This window comes from Lacinutrix venerupis (genome assembly GCF_001971745.1).
Lineage (GTDB): Bacteria > Bacteroidota > Bacteroidia > Flavobacteriales > Flavobacteriaceae > Lacinutrix > Lacinutrix venerupis.
On sequence record NZ_CP019352.1, the window covers coordinates 3,115,694 to 3,136,129 of the forward strand.

Genomic DNA, 20,436 nt, shown 5'->3' on the forward strand with positions numbered 1-20,436 from the left:
CTTTCAACATTTTTTATCTATTTATTAATTCTTCTATAAAGCTATTTTCAATTTCAGTAAAATCTGAAAAAATGTAATCTGCTTCATGTAATACGTCTTTTTCGCCTATACCAATAGAAATCATATTTGCAGTATTTGCAGCTTGAACACCAGCTACAGAATCTTCAAAAACAATACAATCTTCTGGTTTCATGTTTAAATGCTTTGCTGCAATTAAAAACACTTCTGGATCTGGTTTTGCTTTACTAACATCGTTACCATCAACAATAGCATCAAACTTTGAAAGCAAGTTGACTTTTTCTAAAATTGGTCGTGCATTTTTACTAGCAGAACCTAAAGATATTGGCTGTGCCTTTTCTATTAAATAATCTAATACTCTTGGTACATCTGGTAAAATTTCTTCATCAGTCATTTTTGCAATGAAGCTTAGATACTCTTCATTTTTTTTACCCATTAATGATGTAAACAGTTCTTCTGAAATGGTTTTATTTCCCCAATTCAGTATTTTTTCTAATGATTTTACTCGGCTAACACCTTTAAGTTGTTCGTTTTGCTCGTGTGTAAAATCTATATCAATACTCTTTGCAAGGTTTTGCCATGCTAAAAAGTGATATTTTGCAGTGTCTACAATAACACCATCTAAATCGAATATGAATCCTTTTTTATTCATTATTTATATTTCTTCAGCTTGATACGTAATTGCGTTTTTGTTTGTGATTAATAAGTTGCAAAGTCCTGCAATTATTAAACTTATTCCTGCAACTGTCATTGCATTAATAGCTTCTTCTCCTAATAAACTAGAGACAAAGTTGATTCCACCTAAGGCAGCAATAATTTGTGGGATTACTATAAACATGTTGAAAATTCCCATAATCACTCCCATTTTTTTAGGGTCTACAGAACTTGATAGCATGGCGTAAGGCATAGATAAAATACTTCCCCAAGCAAAACCTATTAACACAAAGCAATATTTTAGTTGTTCTGGCGAAGCGTAATACATAGCAAGGAAACCAATACCTCCTAAAATTAGAGATCCCATATGCACTAGCTTACGGTTGATGCGCCTTTTTGAAGTATATACTACTAATAGTAATGCAAAAGCCATTGATGATAAACCGTAAATTCCCATTGCAGAACCTACTAAATTTGATGATTTTTGAAACGCTGTGTTTTGCGTATCAAACGCTGCTTTTTGTACTGTATCTGCCATATCAAAAGCACTTTCTATTGGAGCTGGTGTATTAAATACATGCTCAGTTAGTGCTGGATTAGCCATACTCCACATAGTAAAAAATGCAAACCAAGAAAAGAATTGGATGACTCCTAATTTTTTCATGGTTAATGGCATGTTACCAATATTATTTAAAATGTCTGGAATGAAGTTATTCTTTTTAGCTTTTTCACGTTCGAACTCTTCCATGTCTTCTGGAGGATATTCTGTTGTAGTAAACACAGTGTAGAGAATACTTAGCAAAAACACGAATGCACCAATTGCGAATGCAATTTTTACAGAGTCTGGAATAACACCTAAATCTGCTGCATCACTAACTCCAAATTTTGATACCATCCAAGGTAAATTACTTGCAACCCAAGTACCAATACCAATAATTAACGTTTGAACTACAAAGCCATATGAGCGTTGAGATTCGGGAAGTTTATCTGCAACAAGTGCTCTAAACGGCTCCATTGACACATTAATGGAAGCATCTAAAATCCATAAAAAACCAGCTGCAACCCAAAGTGCTGGAGAATAAGGCACAAAAAATAGTGCTAAGGAACTTAAGATAGCTCCTATTAAAAAATAAGGACGTCGTCTTCCCCATTTGTTACTCCAAGTACGATCACTCATGTAACCAATAATGGGTTGAACTAGCAAACCTGTTAAAGGTGCTGCAATCCATAGTAATGGGATTTCGTCTTTACTTGCTCCTAATGTTTGAAATATTCGAGACATGAAGCCTCCTTGCAGTGCAAAACCAAATTGAATTCCTAAGAAACCAAAACTCATGTTCCAGATTTCCCAAAAACCAAGGGTACGCTTTTTCATAAATAGTAAGTTTAAATTATTACTATTTTGACAAGCATTTACTCATCAAAACTATATTACCTGAGAAGTAAAAATATATGTTTTGAATGCTGTAAAGATATAAAAGATTTTAATTGAGCAAAGATTTTTTTTTATTTTGTCGACTTACGTTCTATTAATTCTGTTTCAATTACAACAGTTTCTGCATAGTCTTCTTCATCTTCCCTTTCTAAATTATTTATTAATAATTCGGCTGCTTTTTCGCCTATTTTCTTACCATGCTGACTTACTGTAGTTAAAGCAGGAACAGCATGTTTAGACAATACTCCATCTGTAAAACCAACAATTTGTAAGTCTTCAGGAATTTTTAACCCAAGCTTTCTAGCAACCTTCATTGCAGTAATTGCATACAGCTCGTTTACAGCAAAAACGCCATCAATATTTTTATTATTTTTAAACAAATTATCAATTTCTATTTCTAAAGAATCGAGATGATCTTCAGATAATAATTGGTCATGCACCTTTAAAATTAAACTAGCTTTTGGATCAATTTTATGATCTTCTAACGCTTCTAAATAGCCTTGTGTTCTTAATTTACCAACACTTACATAATCCTTGGTTGTTACAATTGCTATGTTTTTACAGCCGTTTTCAATTAGCTTATTAACCGCAAGTTTTGCACCTTGAGAATCATCAACTATTACTTTATCACATTTTATATCATTAACAACACGATCAAACATAACAATAGGCATACCTTGATTTATAGTCTCTGTAAAATGATGATAATCTTGTTGCTGTAATGTTTCTTTAGCTATAGATAAAATAAATCCGTCGATACTTCCATTTGCAAGCATTTCCATATTTATAACCTCTTTTGCAAAAGACTCGTTTGATAATCCTACAATAACATTGTAACCTCTTTTATTAGCTACAGATTCTATACCACTAATTACTTTAGAGAAAAAATGGTGTACAATTTCTGGAATAATAATTCCAATAGTTTTTGTCTTTCTATTTTTTAAACTCAGTGCAATATTATTAGGTCTATAATTATATAGCTTAGCAAAAGCCTGAACTTTTAAGCGTGTATCTTCACTAATTTCCACACTATTTCTAAGTGCTTTAGATACTGTAGAAATAGACACATCTAATTCCTTTGCTATTTGTTTTAAGGTTACTTTTCGTTTCATAATTATAGTTAAGTCATTTCAATAATCTCAAAAATACGAGGATTAATTGTTCATTTATTAAAATTGTTTGGATAAATACACAAAAAAAAGAAAAAAGGGCTGTTTTTTTGCCAATTTATCATCTTAAAAAAAAAGTTGTCAACACGAAAACGTTTGCGTAGCCCATAAAATATAAGGCTCTCGTAATATTAACATAATATTTACATAGATTTAACCTCGAGAAGTAAAAATATAAGTTAAAATTTAAAATAACTAACTTAATAATATTGTATGAAAACAATTTTTAAAAGTATACTGTTCATTTTATGTGTGTTACCTGCAATCGCATTAGCACAAACTACAATAACGGGAACAGTTACAGAACAATCATCATCACTTCCTCTACCTGGCGTGAATGTAATTGTTAAAGGTACAAATAGTGGTACGTCAACAGATTTTGATGGTAAATATGAAATATCTGTTAAAAATGGAGATGTTTTAGAATTCTCTTACGTAGGCTATACCGCTCAAGAAATTACATATTCTGGCCAAACTAATTTAAACGTTGCTTTAGCTGAAGACGCTTCTCAGCTAGACGAAGTCGTTTTAATTGGATATGGAGGTGTAAAAAAAGAAGACTTAACTGGAACAACAGATTTGTTAACCAGTGAAGATTTTAACAAAGGACCTATAGTATCTGCTCAAGCTCTTATTAGTGGTAAAGTGGCAGGTGTAAATGTAACAACTGGTAGTGGAGCTCCTGGAGATGGGCAAAGCATTAATATTCGTGGAGCCGGTTCTTTATCTTTAACTACTCAACCACTATTTGTAGTCGATGGAATCCCATTAGATAATGGAGGTGTTGGCGGATCTAGAAACCCATTAAACTTTATTAATCCAAACGATATTGAAACGTTTGTAGTTTTAAAAGACGCATCTTCTACAGCTATTTATGGGTCTAGAGGAGCAAACGGTGTAATTTTAATTACAACCAAAAAAGGAAAAAACAACGATTTTAAATTTAATATTAGTTCTCAAACTACAGTTTATAGTCCTGTAGACGATATTGATGTATTATCTTCTAACCAATTTAGAACGTTAATAAATGACATAGGATCACCATCGGAAATTGCATTATTAGGAAATGCAGATACAAACTGGCAAGACGAAATATATAGAACAGCATTTGGTCAAGATCATAATTTTAGTGCATTAGGTAGCGCTTTTGGTATACCTATGAGAGCTTCAATTGGTTATTCTGAACATGAAGGAATATTAAAAACTGATAATTTACAACGTACTACTGCTTCTTTAAACTTAACACCTAGCTTATTAGATGACCACTTAAATATTGAGTTAAATGCAAGAGCAATGTATACCGAAAATACTTTTGCAGATAGAGGAGCTATTGGTAGTGCTATAAGTTTTGACCCAACACAATCAATCTTCGATTCTAGCTCGCAATATGCAGGATATTTTGCTTGGTTAGATGCTGGAACAGGTAACCAAAACAGCTTAGCACCAACAAACCCATTAGCTTTATTGGATTTGAAAGACGATACTTCTGAAGTAAGAAGACTTGTTGGAAATGCTAAATTCAATTATAAAATTCATGGTTTTGAGAATTTTACAGCTACAATTAACGTAGGATATGACACTTCAAATAGTCATGGTAGAACAATTACTTCACAATTTATTCCAACTGCCGATGATACTTTTAATGGAGCAAGGTCAAGTTATATTAATAACTCGGACAATAAGATTTTTGATGCTTACCTAACTTACAAAAACTCTTTTAAAGACATTCATAACTTAACAGTTGCAGCTGGTTATGCTTACCAATCTTTTGAGTACGACAACTTTAGTTATGATAGTGAGGCACAAGAAGATGGTAATCAATTTGAATTTATTGATAAATCTAAAAATGTATTACTATCTTACTTTAGTAGAGCAAATTACGATTACAATGGTAAATATTACTTAACAGCTTCTGTAAGAGCAGATGCTTCGTCTAAGTTAAATCCAGATGATCGTTGGGGAATTTTTCCATCTGTAGCTGCAGCTTGGAGTATTCATAACGAAGATTTTATGCAAGATTCATTCTTCAATGAATTAAAATTACGTGTTGGTTATGGAGAAGTTGGAAATATTAACGGACTTGGTGACTATCAATTTTTAACTAGATACCAAGGAAGTACAGATACTGCCAATTACCAATTTGGAAGTCAATTTTACCAAACTTATAGACCAGAACCTATAAATAGCGATTTGCGTTGGGAAATTGGTAGAACTTTAAATATTGGTTTAGACTATGCCTTTTTAAACAGACGTATTTCTGGTTCTATAAATGCGTATAGAAAAGAAACTACCGATCTTATTGCAAGCTCACTTGTAGATCCTTTTACAAATTTTGGAAACAGAATTAATGCAAACATTGGTAATATGGAAAATAAAGGTTTAGAATTAAATTTAAACTTAGTTCCTGTAAGAACAGATGATTTTGAATGGTCTGTTAATTACAATATTGCATTTAATGATAATGAAATTACAAAATTATCTGCAGACCAACCACAAGGTGGAATTTCTACAGGTGTTGGTAATACCGTTCAAGTACATAGAGAAGGAGAATCTGCAAATAGTTTTTATGTTTTCGAACAAGTATACGATGCATCTGGAGCACCTTTAGAAGGCGTATTTGTAGATAGAAATGGAGATAACATTATTAATGATGAAGATAAATACATTAAAGAAGACCCATTTGGAGACGTATTAATGGGCTTTAACACAAATGTAAGTTATAAAAACTGGGACTTCTCTTTACAATCAAGAGCAAGTTTAGGAAACTATATGTATAACGATGTTCAAGCAAATAGAGGTGTTTTAGCAAATGCAACTAATAACAGCATTTTATCTAACATACATACAGATTACTACAATACAGGTTTTACTGTAATTGATGGTAATACTGCCGTAAGTGATCACTTTGTACAAGAAGCATCTTTCTTTAAAATAGATAACATTACTATTGGTTATACTTTAGATAAATTAAAAAATACAACATTTAGATTTTATGGATCTTTACAAAATGTATTAACAGTTACAGATTACGATGGCTTAGATCCAGAAATTAACCTAGGTATCGATAATAACTTTTATCCAAGACCTAGATCATTTGTTATGGGTGTAAATATTGACTTTTAAAAAAAATGAAAATGAAAAAAGAACTTAAACATTTAATGGCACTTATGGTATTAGCCTTAGGTCTAGTATCTTGCCATGACGATTTAGATCAATCACCTATCGATCCAGATAGTTTTACAGAAGAAGACGTTTTTGCAAATGCTATTGAAGCAAAAGGAGCTTTAGCAAAATTGTATGCTAGTTTAGCACTTACAGGACAACAAGGTCCATCTGGGCAAGCAGATATTGCAGATATTGATGAAGGATTCTCTCAATATTCTAGAATGCTTTTTAATTTAAATGAATTAACCACAGACCACGCTGTAGTAGGTTGGGGAGACGCAGGTTTACCAGATTTACACGGGCAATACTGGTCTGGAGGTAATGATTTTACAGAAGCTATGTACTATAGACTTGCACAAGAAGTTTCTTTTTGTAACTCGTTTATAGAAAATGCTAGTGCATTATCAGAAATTGAAGTACAAACTTTCATTGCCGAAGCAAGATTTTTAAGAGCCTTTGCTTATTACAATTTAATAGATTTATATGGTAATGTACCACTTGTTACAGAAGTATCAACAGATTTACCACAACAAGCATCAAGAATAGAACTATTTAACTTTGTAGAATCTGAATTATTAGAAATTCAAAACATCTTAAGTCAAAGTGGATCAAACGAATATGGAAGAGTAGACGAAGTTGCTGCCTGGGCATTATTATCTAAATTATACCTAAATGCTGAAGTGTGGACAGGAACATCTCGTTACACAGACTGTGTAACATATTCTAACAATGTTATAAATTCTACTTATAGTATTAATACAAATGATGCTAATGGTAACGGAACTGCTTATGATGAATTATTCTTAGCAGACAACGATACTAATGGTGCTCAAAACGAATTTATATTTACTTTAAATTTCGATGGTCTTAGATCTCAAACCTATGGTGGCTCTACTTTTTTAGTACACGCTGCAATTGGAGGAGCAATGGATGCAACAGAATTTGGTGTAAATGGTGGTTGGGCAGGCCTTAGAACAACTAAAAGCCTAGTAGAAAAATTCCCGCAATTAAGTATCGCAGATTTAAATAATGCATTAGGTACACAGTCAGATTGGGGAATTGTAGGAGACGGAACACCAAACGGATGGACAGGTCCAGATACAGAAATGTACCAAACTGGTACAAATCAATATGCGCTATATACAGAATTAACAGATGGTTTCTTAAAATTCAGATTTAACGAAGATTGGGGAAACAATTATGGTGATAATGGCGCAGATGGTTCACTAGAATCAGGAGGAGAGAATATTGCAGTTACTGCAGGAACATATTATATTACTTTAGATTTAGATGCGCTTACATATTCAATTACTTCATTTACTCCTACTAGCGATCAACGTGCAATGTTTTATGCAGATGGCCAAAATTTAGAAATCGAAGATATTTCAGAGTTTACAGATGGATATGCAGTTACTAAATTTAAAAACATTGACAGTAATGGTGACCAAGGTGTTGATTCTGGTGGAGATTTTGTAGACACAGATCTTCCTTTAATTAGATTAGCAGAAATCTATTTAAACTATGCCGAAGCAACTCTTCGAGGTGGCGGTGGCGGTGATTTAAATTTAGCTACAACAAAAATTAACGAATTAATTGAAAGAGCAAATGGAGGTCCAGGCGCTAACGTATCAAGCGGAGACATTACTTTAGACTTTATACTTGACGAAAGATCAAGAGAATTATATTGGGAAGGACAAAGACGTACAGATTTAATACGTTACAATTATTTTACAACAGACGCATACCTATGGCCATTTAAAGGTAATAGCCCTCAAGGAACTTCTGTTGCAAATTATAGAAACCTATTTCCTTTACCAAACAGTATTATAACAGTTAACCCAAACCTTTCTCAAAATGAAGGGTATTAATAACTATTAAAATGAAAAACATATTTTATAAATTAGTCCTTTCGTTATGCATTGCAACTCTTTTTGTGAGTTGCGATGATACGGAAATTACAGAATTAAACAACAACGGAATACCGTTAGTAACGCTATCTGAAAACGAAGTAGTTTTAACAGAAGCTAACGCAGACCAAGAAGCTTTAACAGTAACTTGGACAGCTCCAGATTTTGGTTTTAATGCTGCGCCAATTGCATATAAAGTTTTAGTAGATACTAATAACGGTGATTTTTCATCTGCGCAAAGTTCTACAGCTACTATGCCTTTAGAAAAAACATTCACTGCTCAAGAATTAAATTCCTTACTAATAGCATTAGAATTACCTCCTAATGAAGAATCTCAAGTACAACTTAAACTTGAAGTTCAATTAAGTACAGTAACTAGTGTTTATTCTGAAGCTGTTAATTTAACTGTGACACCTTATCCTGCACTTTCAGATCTTAGTACTAATTGGGGAATAGTTGGTAGTGCAACACCAAACTCTTGGGATGGACCAGATGTTCCTTTCTACAAAACAGATACGGAAGGTGTATTTGCAACATATATATATTTAATTGATGGAGAAATTAAATTTAGAGAAAATAATGATTGGACAGTAAATTATGGAGATACTGGTGCAGATGGTACTTTAGAAGGTGGCGGAGATAATATAGCTGTAACTGCTGGAACATATTATGTTACCTTTAATTTAAATGCCCTTACTTATACATTAGAAGATGCTTCTAGTGAAGATATCTGGGGATTAGTAGGAGACTCTACTCCTAATGGATGGGACGGCACAGACTGGCCAATGTATCCAGCTGGAAACGACATTTATATAACCTATGTAACTTTAGTAGATGGAGAGTTAAAGTTTAGATTAAATAATGATTGGGGAAATAACTTTGGAGACACTGGTGTAGATGGTACTTTAGACTCTGGCGGAGATAATATTATTGTCACAGCAGGAAATTACAAAGTTACTATGGATCTGTTTAATCAAACTTATACGCTAGAAGAAGTAGAGTAATCTTATCTATTAAATATTGTATTAAATAAAACCTTTAAAGCCTATTTACTTGTAAAAACTAAATAGGCTTTTTTTATCTCAACTAACATTTATTTCACGTTTTAAAACCTATAAAAATGAAGAAAATATTATCTTTACTGCTATTCCTTTGCGTATTTATTTCATACGCACAGCTATCTTGGCAAGGTGGCACATCTCCAGACGAAACAGATTCCGCAACACTATTGTTCGATAAAACTGGAACTGGTTTAGAAACTTATTCAGGAACAATTTATGCACATACAGGTGTAACTATAGACGATACTTCAAATTGGGAAAACGTAATTGGAGATTGGGGAAACAATACCACTCAACCTACACTAACATTAGTATCTGGAAATATCTATAAATTAGATTTAACACCAACTATTAAAAATTATTATAACTATACTAACTCTGGGACTATTACAGCTATTAATATTGTTCTTAGAAGTGCAGATGCTTCACAACAAACCACAGACTTACAAATTGCAGTTGGTTCTTTTCAAGTAACAATGATAAATCCAACCGATAATAATGGTACAATTGTAGTTAATTCTGGAAGCGGAACACAAATATTGGCTCAAAACACAAATGGTACTGCCAATTACGAATTTAAGGCAAACGGCACAACTATAAATACGTCTACAACCTCGTTTTATAGTTTTTATTATTCAAATATAACAGAAAATCAAAATTGTGAATTAATTATAACTCAAGGAGGCACTACAATTACTAGAGAATTTGATATTTTAGTAAACAACACTCAAAACCAAGCCATCCCAAGTGGTTTACAAAACGGAATAAATTATACAAGTAATACAACCGCAACACTTGTTTTAGAAGCTCCAAATAAAGATTTTGTTTACGTGGCAGGAAGTTTTAACAACTGGAATCCAGATGCAACTTATGCAATGAAAAAAGACACCACTTCAGATAAGTTTTGGTTAGAACTTACTGGATTAACAGCTAATCAAATTGAAACTTATCAATATTGGGTTGTAGACCAATCGCCAATTACTAATTCTCCGTCCATGGTTAAAACGGCAGATCCTTACTCTACGTTGGTTCTATCTCCATATGATGACCCATACATATCAAATAATACTTATCCTAACTTACCATCTTACCCAACTGGACAAGAAAGAGAAGTTACTGTTTTACAAACTGGGCAAACTCCGTATGCATGGCAAGTAACAGATTTTCAAAAACCAAAAAAAGAAGACTTAATAATTTACGAAGTATTAATAAGAGATTTTGATACCGATAGAAACTTTCAAGATTTAATAGATAAGATTGATTATTTTAAAAATCTAAATATTAACGCCATTCAACTTATGCCTGTAATGGAATTTGAAGGCAATGAAAGTTGGGGATACAATACTTCTTTTCATATGGCATTAGATAAATTTTATGGAACAGAAGAAAAATTTAAGGAACTTGTAGACACTTTCCACCAAAATGGTATTGCAGTTATTTTAGATGTTGCCTTAAACCATGCTTTTGGTAGAAATCCAATGGTACGTATGTGGATGAACGATCCAGATAACGATGGTTGGGGAGAACCAAGCAGTGAAAACCCATATTTTAATGAAGAAGCAAAACACAGCTACAGCGTAGGTTCGGATTTTGATCACTCAAATATAAGAACCCAAGAATATGTAAAGCGCGTAATAGAACATTGGATTAACAATTTTAAAATTGATGGTTTTCGTTGGGATTTAACAAAAGGTTTTACTCAACAATGTACCGCTAGTGACGAAACTTGCACAAATGGTTATAGATCAGATAGAGTAGCTATCTTAAAAGACTATGCAGACCATTCTTGGCTTCAAGATGAAACACACTATGTTATTTTTGAACATTTAGGAGGTAATCAAGAAGAAAAAGAATGGGCAGACTATAGAGTTAATGAAGATAAAGGCATTATGCTTTGGGGAAAAATGACTGAGAATTTTAATCAATTAACTATGGGTTATAATTCTAATAATGATATTAACGGTGTTGGCCATAACAGTAGAAACTTTAACGCACCAAGATTAGTTGGATATGCAGAAAGTCATGATGAAGAACGATTAATGTATAAAAACCTTCAATTTGGAAACCAAAGTAATAGCTCTCATGATGTAAGAGATTTAAACACTGCATTATCAAGAATGTCTGCTTTAGGAGCAGTAACTTTAACTATTCCAGGACCAAAAATGATTTGGCATTTTGGAGCATTAGGTATGGAAAATTCTATTTTTACTTGCAACAATGGCACGGTAAACGAGCCAGGTGACGCAGACGGTATTGGCGATTGTAAATTAGATACAAAACCTCAACCACAATGGACCAATAACTGGTTGGCCGATGTTAATAGAAATAAAATATACAACGACTGGGCTCTATTAAATATTTTAAAAATACAAGAAGACGTTTTTGAAGGAAACTATTCCATAAATCAAACAGATAACAGTTTAACACCAAAAATTTATATTTGGGACGATACTCTACCTTCTACTGGACTAAAAAACGTTGTTGTATTAGCTAATTTCGATGTCAATAATCAAAATATTGTTCCTAACTTTCCTTATACCGGTACTTGGTACGATTTAATGGATCCTACTGGTAATACTACAATTAATGTAACTAATGTTAACACACCTATACCTGTAGACGCTGGACAGTTTAAAATGTACGGAAATAAAAACTCTCAAACACTATCTACAATAGATAATGAATTAGACAATAAATTAACACTTTATCCAAATCCTACTAAAGATACATTCTCAATTAATAAAGAAATTTCTTCATTAAAGGTTTACGATATATCTGGAAAACTTATTAAAACATTTAATGGCAATTTTAAAATTGGGCATTCTTTTAACGTTTCAAATATCTCTAAAGGATTATACATTCTAAAAATAGATAATGGTACAAATACAACCTCTAAAAGATTAATTATTAATTAAAATTTTAACCAATGAAAAAATATTATTCACTATTACTGTTTATTTGTGCCTTTAATTTAAATGCTCAAACTACAATTAACTATCCTCAAAGAGTAGCTAACTATAATGCATTTTTTGATGATGGAGGAGGAAAATATGATAATGCTACAGACCAATTAGGAATGTGGGCTAATTTTAATGCTAAGCAATCTGTAGCTTGGAGAAATTTTACTACCGATGGAACAACATCAGGAACTACAACAACTATGCAGGTTGGAGATTCGTTTACAATTACCGTCTCAGCAACACAAGCCTCGTATGGCGTTATTGGCTTAGCATTACTATCTAACCCAACTGCAACAACAAGTTGGGAAGACAGAATAAATAATTATGCTGTTCAAGTTAATTTAAACGGAAATAGTGGTGCTAACGATCCGTGGGAAGTTGTTTCTAATGGAGGTGCTGTAAACGCATCAAGCATAAATGGATCAACAACTTATAACGATTTTAAATTTAAATTCATTTTAAATTCACCTACAACAATGTCTGTAGATATTAACGATGGAGCCGAAATTTTTAACGTAACACTCAATAATCAAAATATTACTGGTTACTCTGTATATCTTGCAGACGATTGGAATGGTAGTAATAATGCAGATATTTTTTGGAAACCTACAACACAATATACTTATGCTCAAACATTAGGAACTAATAATTTTACTTTTAACGAAGTAAAATTATTTCCTAATCCAATTTCAAATACTTTTACAGTAAACAAAAAAATTAAAAAATTAGATATTTATTCTATTACTGGTAAATTAATTAAAAGCTTTGATGGAGGTTTAGTAGAAGGTACTATATTTAATATTGAAAATTTCTCTAAAGGAGTTTATATAGCTCAATTAGAAAACGAGTTTGGAGCTATTTCTTCTACCAAAATTATAAAACTTTAATTATTATAATTACTCATTAAGTCTAGTTTTAAATTTAAATATTTAAAACTAGACATTTAATGATCCATAACACTACACATAAAATGTATTTGCAAAAGTTGCAGTTTCAGTAAAGAAGTTTCTTATTCTTTTAAAAATAGCAGATAATTTATTTTTTTTCATTTTCATCCTTTTCTTTTTATTACATTTTTTATCATTTTTATCCACTTCATAATTAAAAAATGAAATAGGTTCCCAAACTGTAGGATGACCAGGAATATTTTCAATTGGCTTTTTCATAAAATTTATTTAAAATATCCTAAATAACTTTGCTACAAATTTCAATAGAAAAAAGGAACTGTACTACTACATACTTATCATATATATAATCTATTTTAACTCAACAAAAACAACTACATCTTCAAATTGATAAAATAGAATACTTTTATGTTAAAAAAACAAATAATTATTCTAAAATTAAAAAAGCATAACTCTAAATTAAAGCACAAAAAAAAGCCTCTCTAATTAAGAGAAGCTTTCTATAATTTGTACGGGCGGAGAGACTCGAACTCTCACACCTCGCGGCACTAGATCCTAAGTCTAGCGTGTCTACCAATTCCACCACGCCCGCAAAAGTGAGTGCAAATATACAAATAGTTTCAATATTCAAACAAAACTTTTACATAAAAAGTTTGTCTCTTTTTGTACTTTTACTAAAATTCAATAAAATACTATGCAAAATATTCAATCTTACATTGAAAATAACAAAGACAGATTCCTATCAGAATTAATAGAATTACTTAAAATTCCATCTATTAGCGCAGACTCTGCATATAAAAAAGATACTATAAAAACTGCAGACGCTGTAGCAAAAAGTTTAGAAGATGCTGGATGCGATGTAGTAGAAATTTGCGAGACAGATGGCTATCCTATTATTTATGCACATAAAATAATAGATAAAAACTTACCAACAGTATTAGTATACGGCCATTACGATGTACAACCACCAGACCCTATAAATTTATGGGATTCTCCACCTTTCGAGCCTGTAATAAAAGAAACTCAATTACATCCAGAAGGTGCCATTTTTGCACGTGGCGCTTGTGACGATAAAGGACAAATGTACATGCATGTAAAAGCCATGGAGTTTATGACCACGCAAAATCAACTCCCTTGTAATGTGAAGTTTATGATAGAAGGCGAAGAAGAAGTTGGTAGTGTAAATCTTGCAAAATTTGTAAAAGAAAACCAGCAAAAACTAAGTAACGACGTTATATTAATTAGCGACACAGGCATGATTGCTAAAGATACACCATCAATAACAACAGGACTTCGTGGTTTAAGCTATGTCGAAGTAGAAGTTACAGGACCAAATCGCGATTTACATTCTGGATTATACGGTGGTGCAGTTGCAAACCCAATTAATGTTTTAACCAAAATGATTGCTTCATTGCACGACGAAAACAACCATATCACAATTCCTGGTTTTTACGATAATGTAGAAGAACTCTCTAAAGACGAGCGCGAACAAATGGCAAAAGCACCATTTTCATTAGAAAATTACAAAAAAGCTTTAGATATCGACGCTGTTTATGGAGAAGAAGGTTACACAACAAACGAGCGTAACAGTATTAGACCAACGTTAGATGTAAATGGTATTTGGGGCGGTTACACCGGTGAAGGCGCAAAAACAGTAATAGCAAGTAAAGCATACGCCAAAATATCTATGCGTTTAGTACCAAATCAAGATTGGGAAAACATAACCAATTTATTTAAAAAACACTTTGAAAGTATTGCGCCAAAAGGAGTAAAAGTAAAAGTAAATCCACATCATGGCGGACAAGGCTACGTAACACCAATAGACAGTATTGGTTACCAAGCCGCTAGTAAAGCCTACCAAGATACCTTTGGAAAAACGCCAATACCACAACGCAGTGGCGGAAGCATTCCTATTGTTTCTCTTTTTGAGCAAGAACTAAAAAGTAAAACCATACTTATGGGCTTTGGCTTAGACAGTGACGCCATACACTCACCAAACGAACATTTTGGCGTATGGAACTACCTAAAAGGTATAGAAACAATACCAGGCTTTTACAAACATTTTGTAGAATTATCTAAATAAAAAAAAACAACAAAATCCGCTTTAAACAATTTAGAGCGGATTTTTTTTATGGCGTTACCAAAACGAGTAAAAAAACTCGTCTTGGTCAGGCTCTCGGCAGTCGCTCTCTGCGAGGAGCTCCAACAAAGCCTCCATCCTTAACGCACAAAATCAACACTTTACAAAATAAATTTTACTCTACATTTGTAGAATTAAAATATTTGTTCTACGTTTGTAGAGAACAATCTAAAAATGTAGAACATGCAGCTTACAAAAACCGAAGAAGATTTAATGAATTACCTCTGGAAACTTGAAAAAGCTTTTATGAAAGACTTACTTGAAGCCTATCCAGAACCTAAGCCAGCAAACACAACAGTAGCTACACTTTTAAAACGCATGACAGATAAAGGTTTTATAGCCTATAATTTATATGGTAAATCAAGAGAATATTATCCATTAGTAAAGAAAAAAGATTATTTCTCTAAACATGTAAACGGACTTATTAAAAACTTTTTTAATGATAGTAGCTCTCAATTTGCTTCCTTTTTTACAAAAGAAACCAATTTATCTAAAGAAGAATTACAAGAATTACGCGCAATAATCGATACAGAAATTAAAAATAAGTAACCATGGAAATACTAATTTTAAAATCGGCAGCTTGTTTGGCAATTTTATTAGCATTCTATAAACTTTTTTTAGAACGTTTAACCATTCACACCTTTAAACGCTTCTATTTATTAGGCGCTGTAATTATCTCTACAGTAATACCTTTTATAACCTTTATAGAATATGTAGAACCACAATTTAATGTTCCTTATTTTGAAGTAGACCATTCCGCACCAATTAATTTAGTAGTAGAACAAGAACATTTACCAATAGAATCAACTAACTATTTACCAATTATATTATGGAGTATTTACGGTTTGGGCACATTGTTATTTTTAGCAAAATTCTGTATAAATTTAATTGGTATTATTTCAAAAATAAATAAAAACGAAAAACAAAAATCTGATAATTATATTTCAGTTTTATTACACGATTTTATAGTACCACACACCTTTTTTAGCTACATTTTTTTAAACAAAACAAAGTTTGAAGCAAAAGCAATTCCGCAGGAAGTATTATTACACGAACAAACACACGCTAAACAAAAACATACTTTAGACATTTTATTTATAGAGTTACTACAAGTTGTATTTTGGTTTAATCCTCTACTCTATTTTTTAAAAAAAGACATAAAACTTAATCACGAATTTCTAGCAGACGAAGCCGTTTTAAAGCAAGGTATAGACTCATCAACTTACCAAGAAACATTGCTTCAATTCACATCCACTGCAAACGAAATTCCATTGGCACACGCCATCAATTATTCATTAATCAAAAAACGATTTACAATTATGAAAACACAAACCTCAAAAAAAGCTGTATGGCTTAGAAGTTTATTATTATTTCCTGTTTTAGCTGGATTGCTGTTTAGCTTTAGCGGAAGAGAACAGGTAGAAAAAGAAGTTGTTCCTGCTATGGTTTTTCCTGAAGAAAAAAAAGATCAACAAAATAACCCACTTACAGATGTAAAGGAAGAGCTTCAAAAACTAGGCGATTATAAAATTAATTATACTGCCAGAAGTATTACAGTAAAAGTATTAAGCCAAGGCAATTATGAAATTGACGGTATTAAAGCGACCAAAAATACTTTTAAAAATGTAATTAATCAATTACACCAAGACATTACAAAAGAAATAAGAGATAAGGTTATAAACATTCACATAAATAGTCCAAAAGATATTTCAGATAAAGAAGTTTGGTTTATTTTTAATGCCGTTCAAGATTATGGTTACCATCGTATTGTAGCTTACAACCAAGAGATTATACGCTCAAAAAATAACACGCCATTTGCATTAGATAATGTTTCTAATAATAATGCAAATTATTCTGCAAAAAAATCTCAAAAAGAAGCAACTCCAGAACAAGTTGCAGAATACAACAAGTTAGCTAAATATTATAACGCTAAATTAAAAGTAAATACCATAGTTAAATTAAAAGACTTTAATCGTATTACAGAATTATATAATTTAATGAGTGATGCTCAAAAAAAGAATGCAGAACCTTTTCCAAACTTTCCTCCTCCACCTGCTCCACCAGCACCACCAAAAGTAAAAAAAGGTGAACCTTCAACATTACCGCCACCAGCACCACCAGCGCCACCAATTGGTAGGGAACTTGAAAGAAATACTGCTTTTATAAATGTTAATGGAACAACTTTATTTAAAGTAGATATTAATGGAGATGTTAAATATTATAATCGCAATGGCTATATAGTAGATAGTAATGGTAAAGTATTGTCTAAATCTCAAGTCGATGGTAGCAAAGTAATACCTGGACAAAAAATAACTAAGGTTTACCAAAAAGGAAAAATTGTTGCTGAGTTTAAAAAAACATGGAAAGACGATGATAAATTCAATATTCCAGAACCTCCAAAACCAATTTCTCCAAAAGAACATATTAAAAATATGGATTCAAAAGAAGCTAGTTTTTTCTATAATGGAGACGCAGTTACAAAAGAACAAGCTTTAGAACTTGTTGAAAACAATAATAAAATTAATATATCAACCCAAACAAAAAATGGTGAATCTACAGTGCATCTATCTACTAAACCAATAACAATAGTAAATGGCAAAAGAATAAGCGATAGCCAAAAAAACAGAGATAAAGCAATTGCAAAAAGAAGAGCATTAACCGAAGAAAGAAAAAATGCTATGCGTGAAAAAAGTGAGGCTATAAGGCAAAAAACTATTGCAAGAAGACAACAATTATTAGCTGCAAGAGAAGCTAGACAATCACGACCATTATCTCAACAATTTCAAGGCATGGAAGCCAATGGTGGTGAATTCTTTTATGAAGGCGAAAAAATAACCGAAGCTAAAGCTATAGAGCTTATAGAAGCCAACCCAAAGTTAAATGTCTCAATGCATAACAATAATGGAAAATCTACTGTACACCTGTCTAAAAAAGGCATAAAAACAGTAAATGGAAAATTGGTTAAAACAGAAAATTAAAAAAATAGAAATAACCATTTTATAAAAAAAGCCTCTTCTTTAAGAGGTTTTTTTTATTGTTAAATTTTGTAACAAAACACAACTTTTAACGTTCTAATAATCTAATCATCAATCAAATCAAAAAACAAATCACTCAATCATGTTAAAACAATTCTTCATTATTTGCTCTGGAGCAGACACAGATATTCTAAAAAATAGTGCTATAGGCGAACAAAATAAATATGCTGGTATTGGCGCTACAGTATTTTTTACAGCATTAATGGCTTTTATAGCCTCTAGTTATGCACTTTATACAGTATTCGATAACTTATATGCTGCTATAGGTTTTGGGCTTATTTGGGGCTTATTAATTTTTAATCTCGACCGTTTTATTGTCTCAACAATAAAAAAAAGAGACAATATTATGGACGAAATTATACAAGCTTCTCCAAGACTGCTTTTAGCAGTAATTATTGCTATTGTAATCTCTAAGCCATTAGAATTAAAGATTTTTGAAAAAGAAATTAATCAAGTTTTACTAGAACAAAAAAACGATTTAACACTTGCTAATCAAGATCAAATAGCACTTCAATTTAATCCAAAAACCGAAGCTTTAAAACAAGACATTTTAGCATTACAAACTGAAATTGACACAAAAGAAGCCCAAGTAAATGCACTTTATGATATTTATATAAATGAAGCTGAAGGCACTGCCGGAACAAACCTTTTAGGCAAAGGTCCTGTTTATAAAGAAAAACGAGAAAAACATGATGCTGCGCTTACCCAATTACAACAATTAAAGGAAACAAATAATAAAAAAATAACAGCTATAGAAACTGCAATAGCTAAACTTGAAACAGATTATAATACGCAAATAGAAACCACACAACCAATTATTGATGGTTTTGATGGTTTAATGGCTCGTGTTACAGCCTTAAATACATTACCATGGCTACCGTCATTTTTTATTTTCTTATTATTCTTAGCTATAGAAACGTCTCCAATATTCGCTAAATTATTAGCTCAAAAAGGTGAATACGATTTTAAGTTAGAAGACCAAGAAACTGCTATTAAATCTATAGTAGAACAAAAAGTTCAAGAACGTAAATTAGCAATAAAGGCAGATTTTGAAATAAACAACAAAGTCTATAAAGACATTACAGAGGAAGAGGAATTGTATGAGTATAAGCGTAAAAAAGCAAGAGAACTTATGCAATTACAAGCAGATGCTTTTTACAATGGACAGAAAAAACTGTTGTAACAAAAAAGGCTTACCTTTAATTTGGTAAGCCTTTTTACTTATATATAATTTGTTATATTTTCTTTACGTATTCAGTAATTATCACAATTTGTGTTGCACCTACTTTACCTTCAATATAAGTTTCATTTTCCCTATCTAAACGAATGTTTCTTACTGCAGTTCCTTGTTTTGCAACCATACTAGAACCTTTCACTTTTAAATCTTTAATTAAAACAACAGAGTCTCCATTCTCTAAAACAACACCATTTACATCTCTATGTATTAATTTATCGTCTTCATCCTCTCCTTCTCCTGTAGATTTTGCAAACTCAAGTACATCTTCTTCTAGATACATCATATCTAGCAAGTCTTGCGGCCAACCTTCTTTTCTTAAACGCGATAACATTCTCCACGCAGCAACTTGTACCGCTTGGTGTTCACTCCACATACTATCGTTAAGGCAACGCCAATGGTTAGCATCTGTAATTTCCGGATTTTCTATTTGTTCAACACAAGTTTTACATGCCGTTAAAGTATCTTTAATACTTTGATCTTTTTTAGGCTCTAATGTATATAATTGTAAATGCTCTTCGTTTTTACACAATTCGCACTGTCCATCGGCACGTTTGTTTAATTCTCTTTCTAAACTCATAATTGTTATTTGTGTGGCAAAAGTAAGGAATATCTTCACAAAATTATTGGTTAATAGAATTACGAAAATGCATCTGCTTTTATTTATAAATATTTTATGGTTTAAAATTATAAATCAAAACTCAGTTAGCTTAACTTTTTGTAATTTTATACTCTTCAAAAAAACTTATAATA

Annotated in this window: 14 protein-coding genes and 1 tRNA gene; 9 read left to right on the forward strand and 6 right to left on the reverse strand. The window is 31.9% G+C overall.

From position 1 onward, the window contains the following. Positions 1–13: 13 nt before the first annotated feature. From pgmB to BWR22_RS13985, 3 genes are all read right to left on the reverse strand, one after another. On the reverse strand, positions 14–670 hold the full coding sequence (pgmB, locus tag BWR22_RS13975) for a beta-phosphoglucomutase (protein WP_076734264.1): 657 nt from the start codon (positions 668–670) through the stop codon (positions 14–16). Positions 671–673: 3 nt separating this feature from the next. Further along, on the reverse strand, positions 674–2,047 hold the full coding sequence (locus BWR22_RS13980; RefSeq protein ID WP_076734265.1) for an MFS transporter: 1,374 nt from the start codon (positions 2,045–2,047) through the stop codon (positions 674–676). 131 nt (positions 2,048–2,178) lie between these two features. After that, a complete protein-coding gene (locus tag BWR22_RS13985) occupies positions 2,179–3,219 on the reverse strand; it encodes a LacI family DNA-binding transcriptional regulator (RefSeq protein ID WP_076734266.1) in 1,041 nt (346 codons plus the stop codon). A 270-nt stretch (positions 3,220–3,489) separates the two neighbouring features. Here BWR22_RS13985 and BWR22_RS13990 point away from each other — a divergent pair, with 270 nt between their 5' ends. From BWR22_RS13990 to BWR22_RS14010, 5 genes are all read left to right on the forward strand, one after another. Then, entirely contained in the window at positions 3,490–6,399 is a 2,910-nt protein-coding gene (locus BWR22_RS13990) for a SusC/RagA family TonB-linked outer membrane protein (protein ID WP_076734267.1), read from the forward strand. A gap of 11 nt (positions 6,400–6,410) precedes the next feature. Next, positions 6,411–8,309 (forward strand): RagB/SusD family nutrient uptake outer membrane protein, encoded by a 1,899-nt coding sequence (locus BWR22_RS13995; RefSeq protein WP_076734454.1) that lies wholly within the window; start codon positions 6,411–6,413, stop codon positions 8,307–8,309. An 11-nt stretch (positions 8,310–8,320) separates the two neighbouring features. Beyond that, a complete protein-coding gene (locus BWR22_RS14000) occupies positions 8,321–9,352 on the forward strand; it encodes a SusE domain-containing protein (protein ID WP_076734268.1) in 1,032 nt (343 codons plus the stop codon). A gap of 116 nt (positions 9,353–9,468) precedes the next feature. Further along, on the forward strand, positions 9,469–12,324 hold the full coding sequence (locus tag BWR22_RS14005) for an alpha-amylase family glycosyl hydrolase (protein ID WP_076734269.1): 2,856 nt from the start codon (positions 9,469–9,471) through the stop codon (positions 12,322–12,324). An 11-nt stretch (positions 12,325–12,335) separates the two neighbouring features. Next, positions 12,336–13,256 (forward strand): T9SS type A sorting domain-containing protein, encoded by a 921-nt coding sequence (locus BWR22_RS14010; protein ID WP_076734270.1) that lies wholly within the window; start codon positions 12,336–12,338, stop codon positions 13,254–13,256. Positions 13,257–13,328: 72 nt separating this feature from the next. Here the strand turns inward: BWR22_RS14010 and BWR22_RS14015 are convergent, their stop codons facing one another. Next, positions 13,329–13,535: a hypothetical protein gene (locus BWR22_RS14015; RefSeq protein ID WP_076734271.1), complete on the reverse strand. Its 207-nt coding sequence runs from the start codon at positions 13,533–13,535 to the stop codon at positions 13,329–13,331. Positions 13,536–13,784: 249 nt separating this feature from the next. Then, positions 13,785–13,866: transfer RNA gene (locus tag BWR22_RS14020), tRNA-Leu, on the reverse strand. Positions 13,867–13,968: 102 nt separating this feature from the next. Here BWR22_RS14020 and BWR22_RS14025 point away from each other — a divergent pair. The 4 genes from BWR22_RS14025 to BWR22_RS14040 all read left to right on the forward strand — a co-directional run bounded on the left by BWR22_RS14025 (position 13,969) and on the right by BWR22_RS14040 (position 19,632). Continuing rightward, the gene (locus BWR22_RS14025; protein WP_076734272.1) at positions 13,969–15,357 is read left to right on the forward strand and encodes a dipeptidase; all 1,389 of its coding nucleotides are present in this window, start codon (positions 13,969–13,971) and stop codon (positions 15,355–15,357) included. A gap of 240 nt (positions 15,358–15,597) precedes the next feature. Beyond that, complete coding sequence (locus BWR22_RS14030) at positions 15,598–15,963, forward strand: BlaI/MecI/CopY family transcriptional regulator (protein WP_076734273.1); 366 nt, start codon at positions 15,598–15,600, stop codon at positions 15,961–15,963. 2 nt (positions 15,964–15,965) lie between these two features. Beyond that, positions 15,966–18,392, forward strand: coding sequence for a M56 family metallopeptidase (locus tag BWR22_RS14035; RefSeq protein ID WP_076734274.1), 2,427 nt, complete (start codon positions 15,966–15,968; stop codon positions 18,390–18,392). A 139-nt stretch (positions 18,393–18,531) separates the two neighbouring features. Beyond that, a complete protein-coding gene (locus BWR22_RS14040) occupies positions 18,532–19,632 on the forward strand; it encodes a DUF4407 domain-containing protein (RefSeq protein ID WP_076734275.1) in 1,101 nt (366 codons plus the stop codon). Between the two features lie 52 nt (positions 19,633–19,684). On the opposite strand, the gene BWR22_RS14045 is transcribed toward BWR22_RS14040, so the two are convergent. Beyond that, the gene (locus tag BWR22_RS14045; protein WP_076734276.1) at positions 19,685–20,263 is read right to left on the reverse strand and encodes a PhnA domain-containing protein; all 579 of its coding nucleotides are present in this window, start codon (positions 20,261–20,263) and stop codon (positions 19,685–19,687) included. Positions 20,264–20,436: the final 173 nt, after the last annotated feature.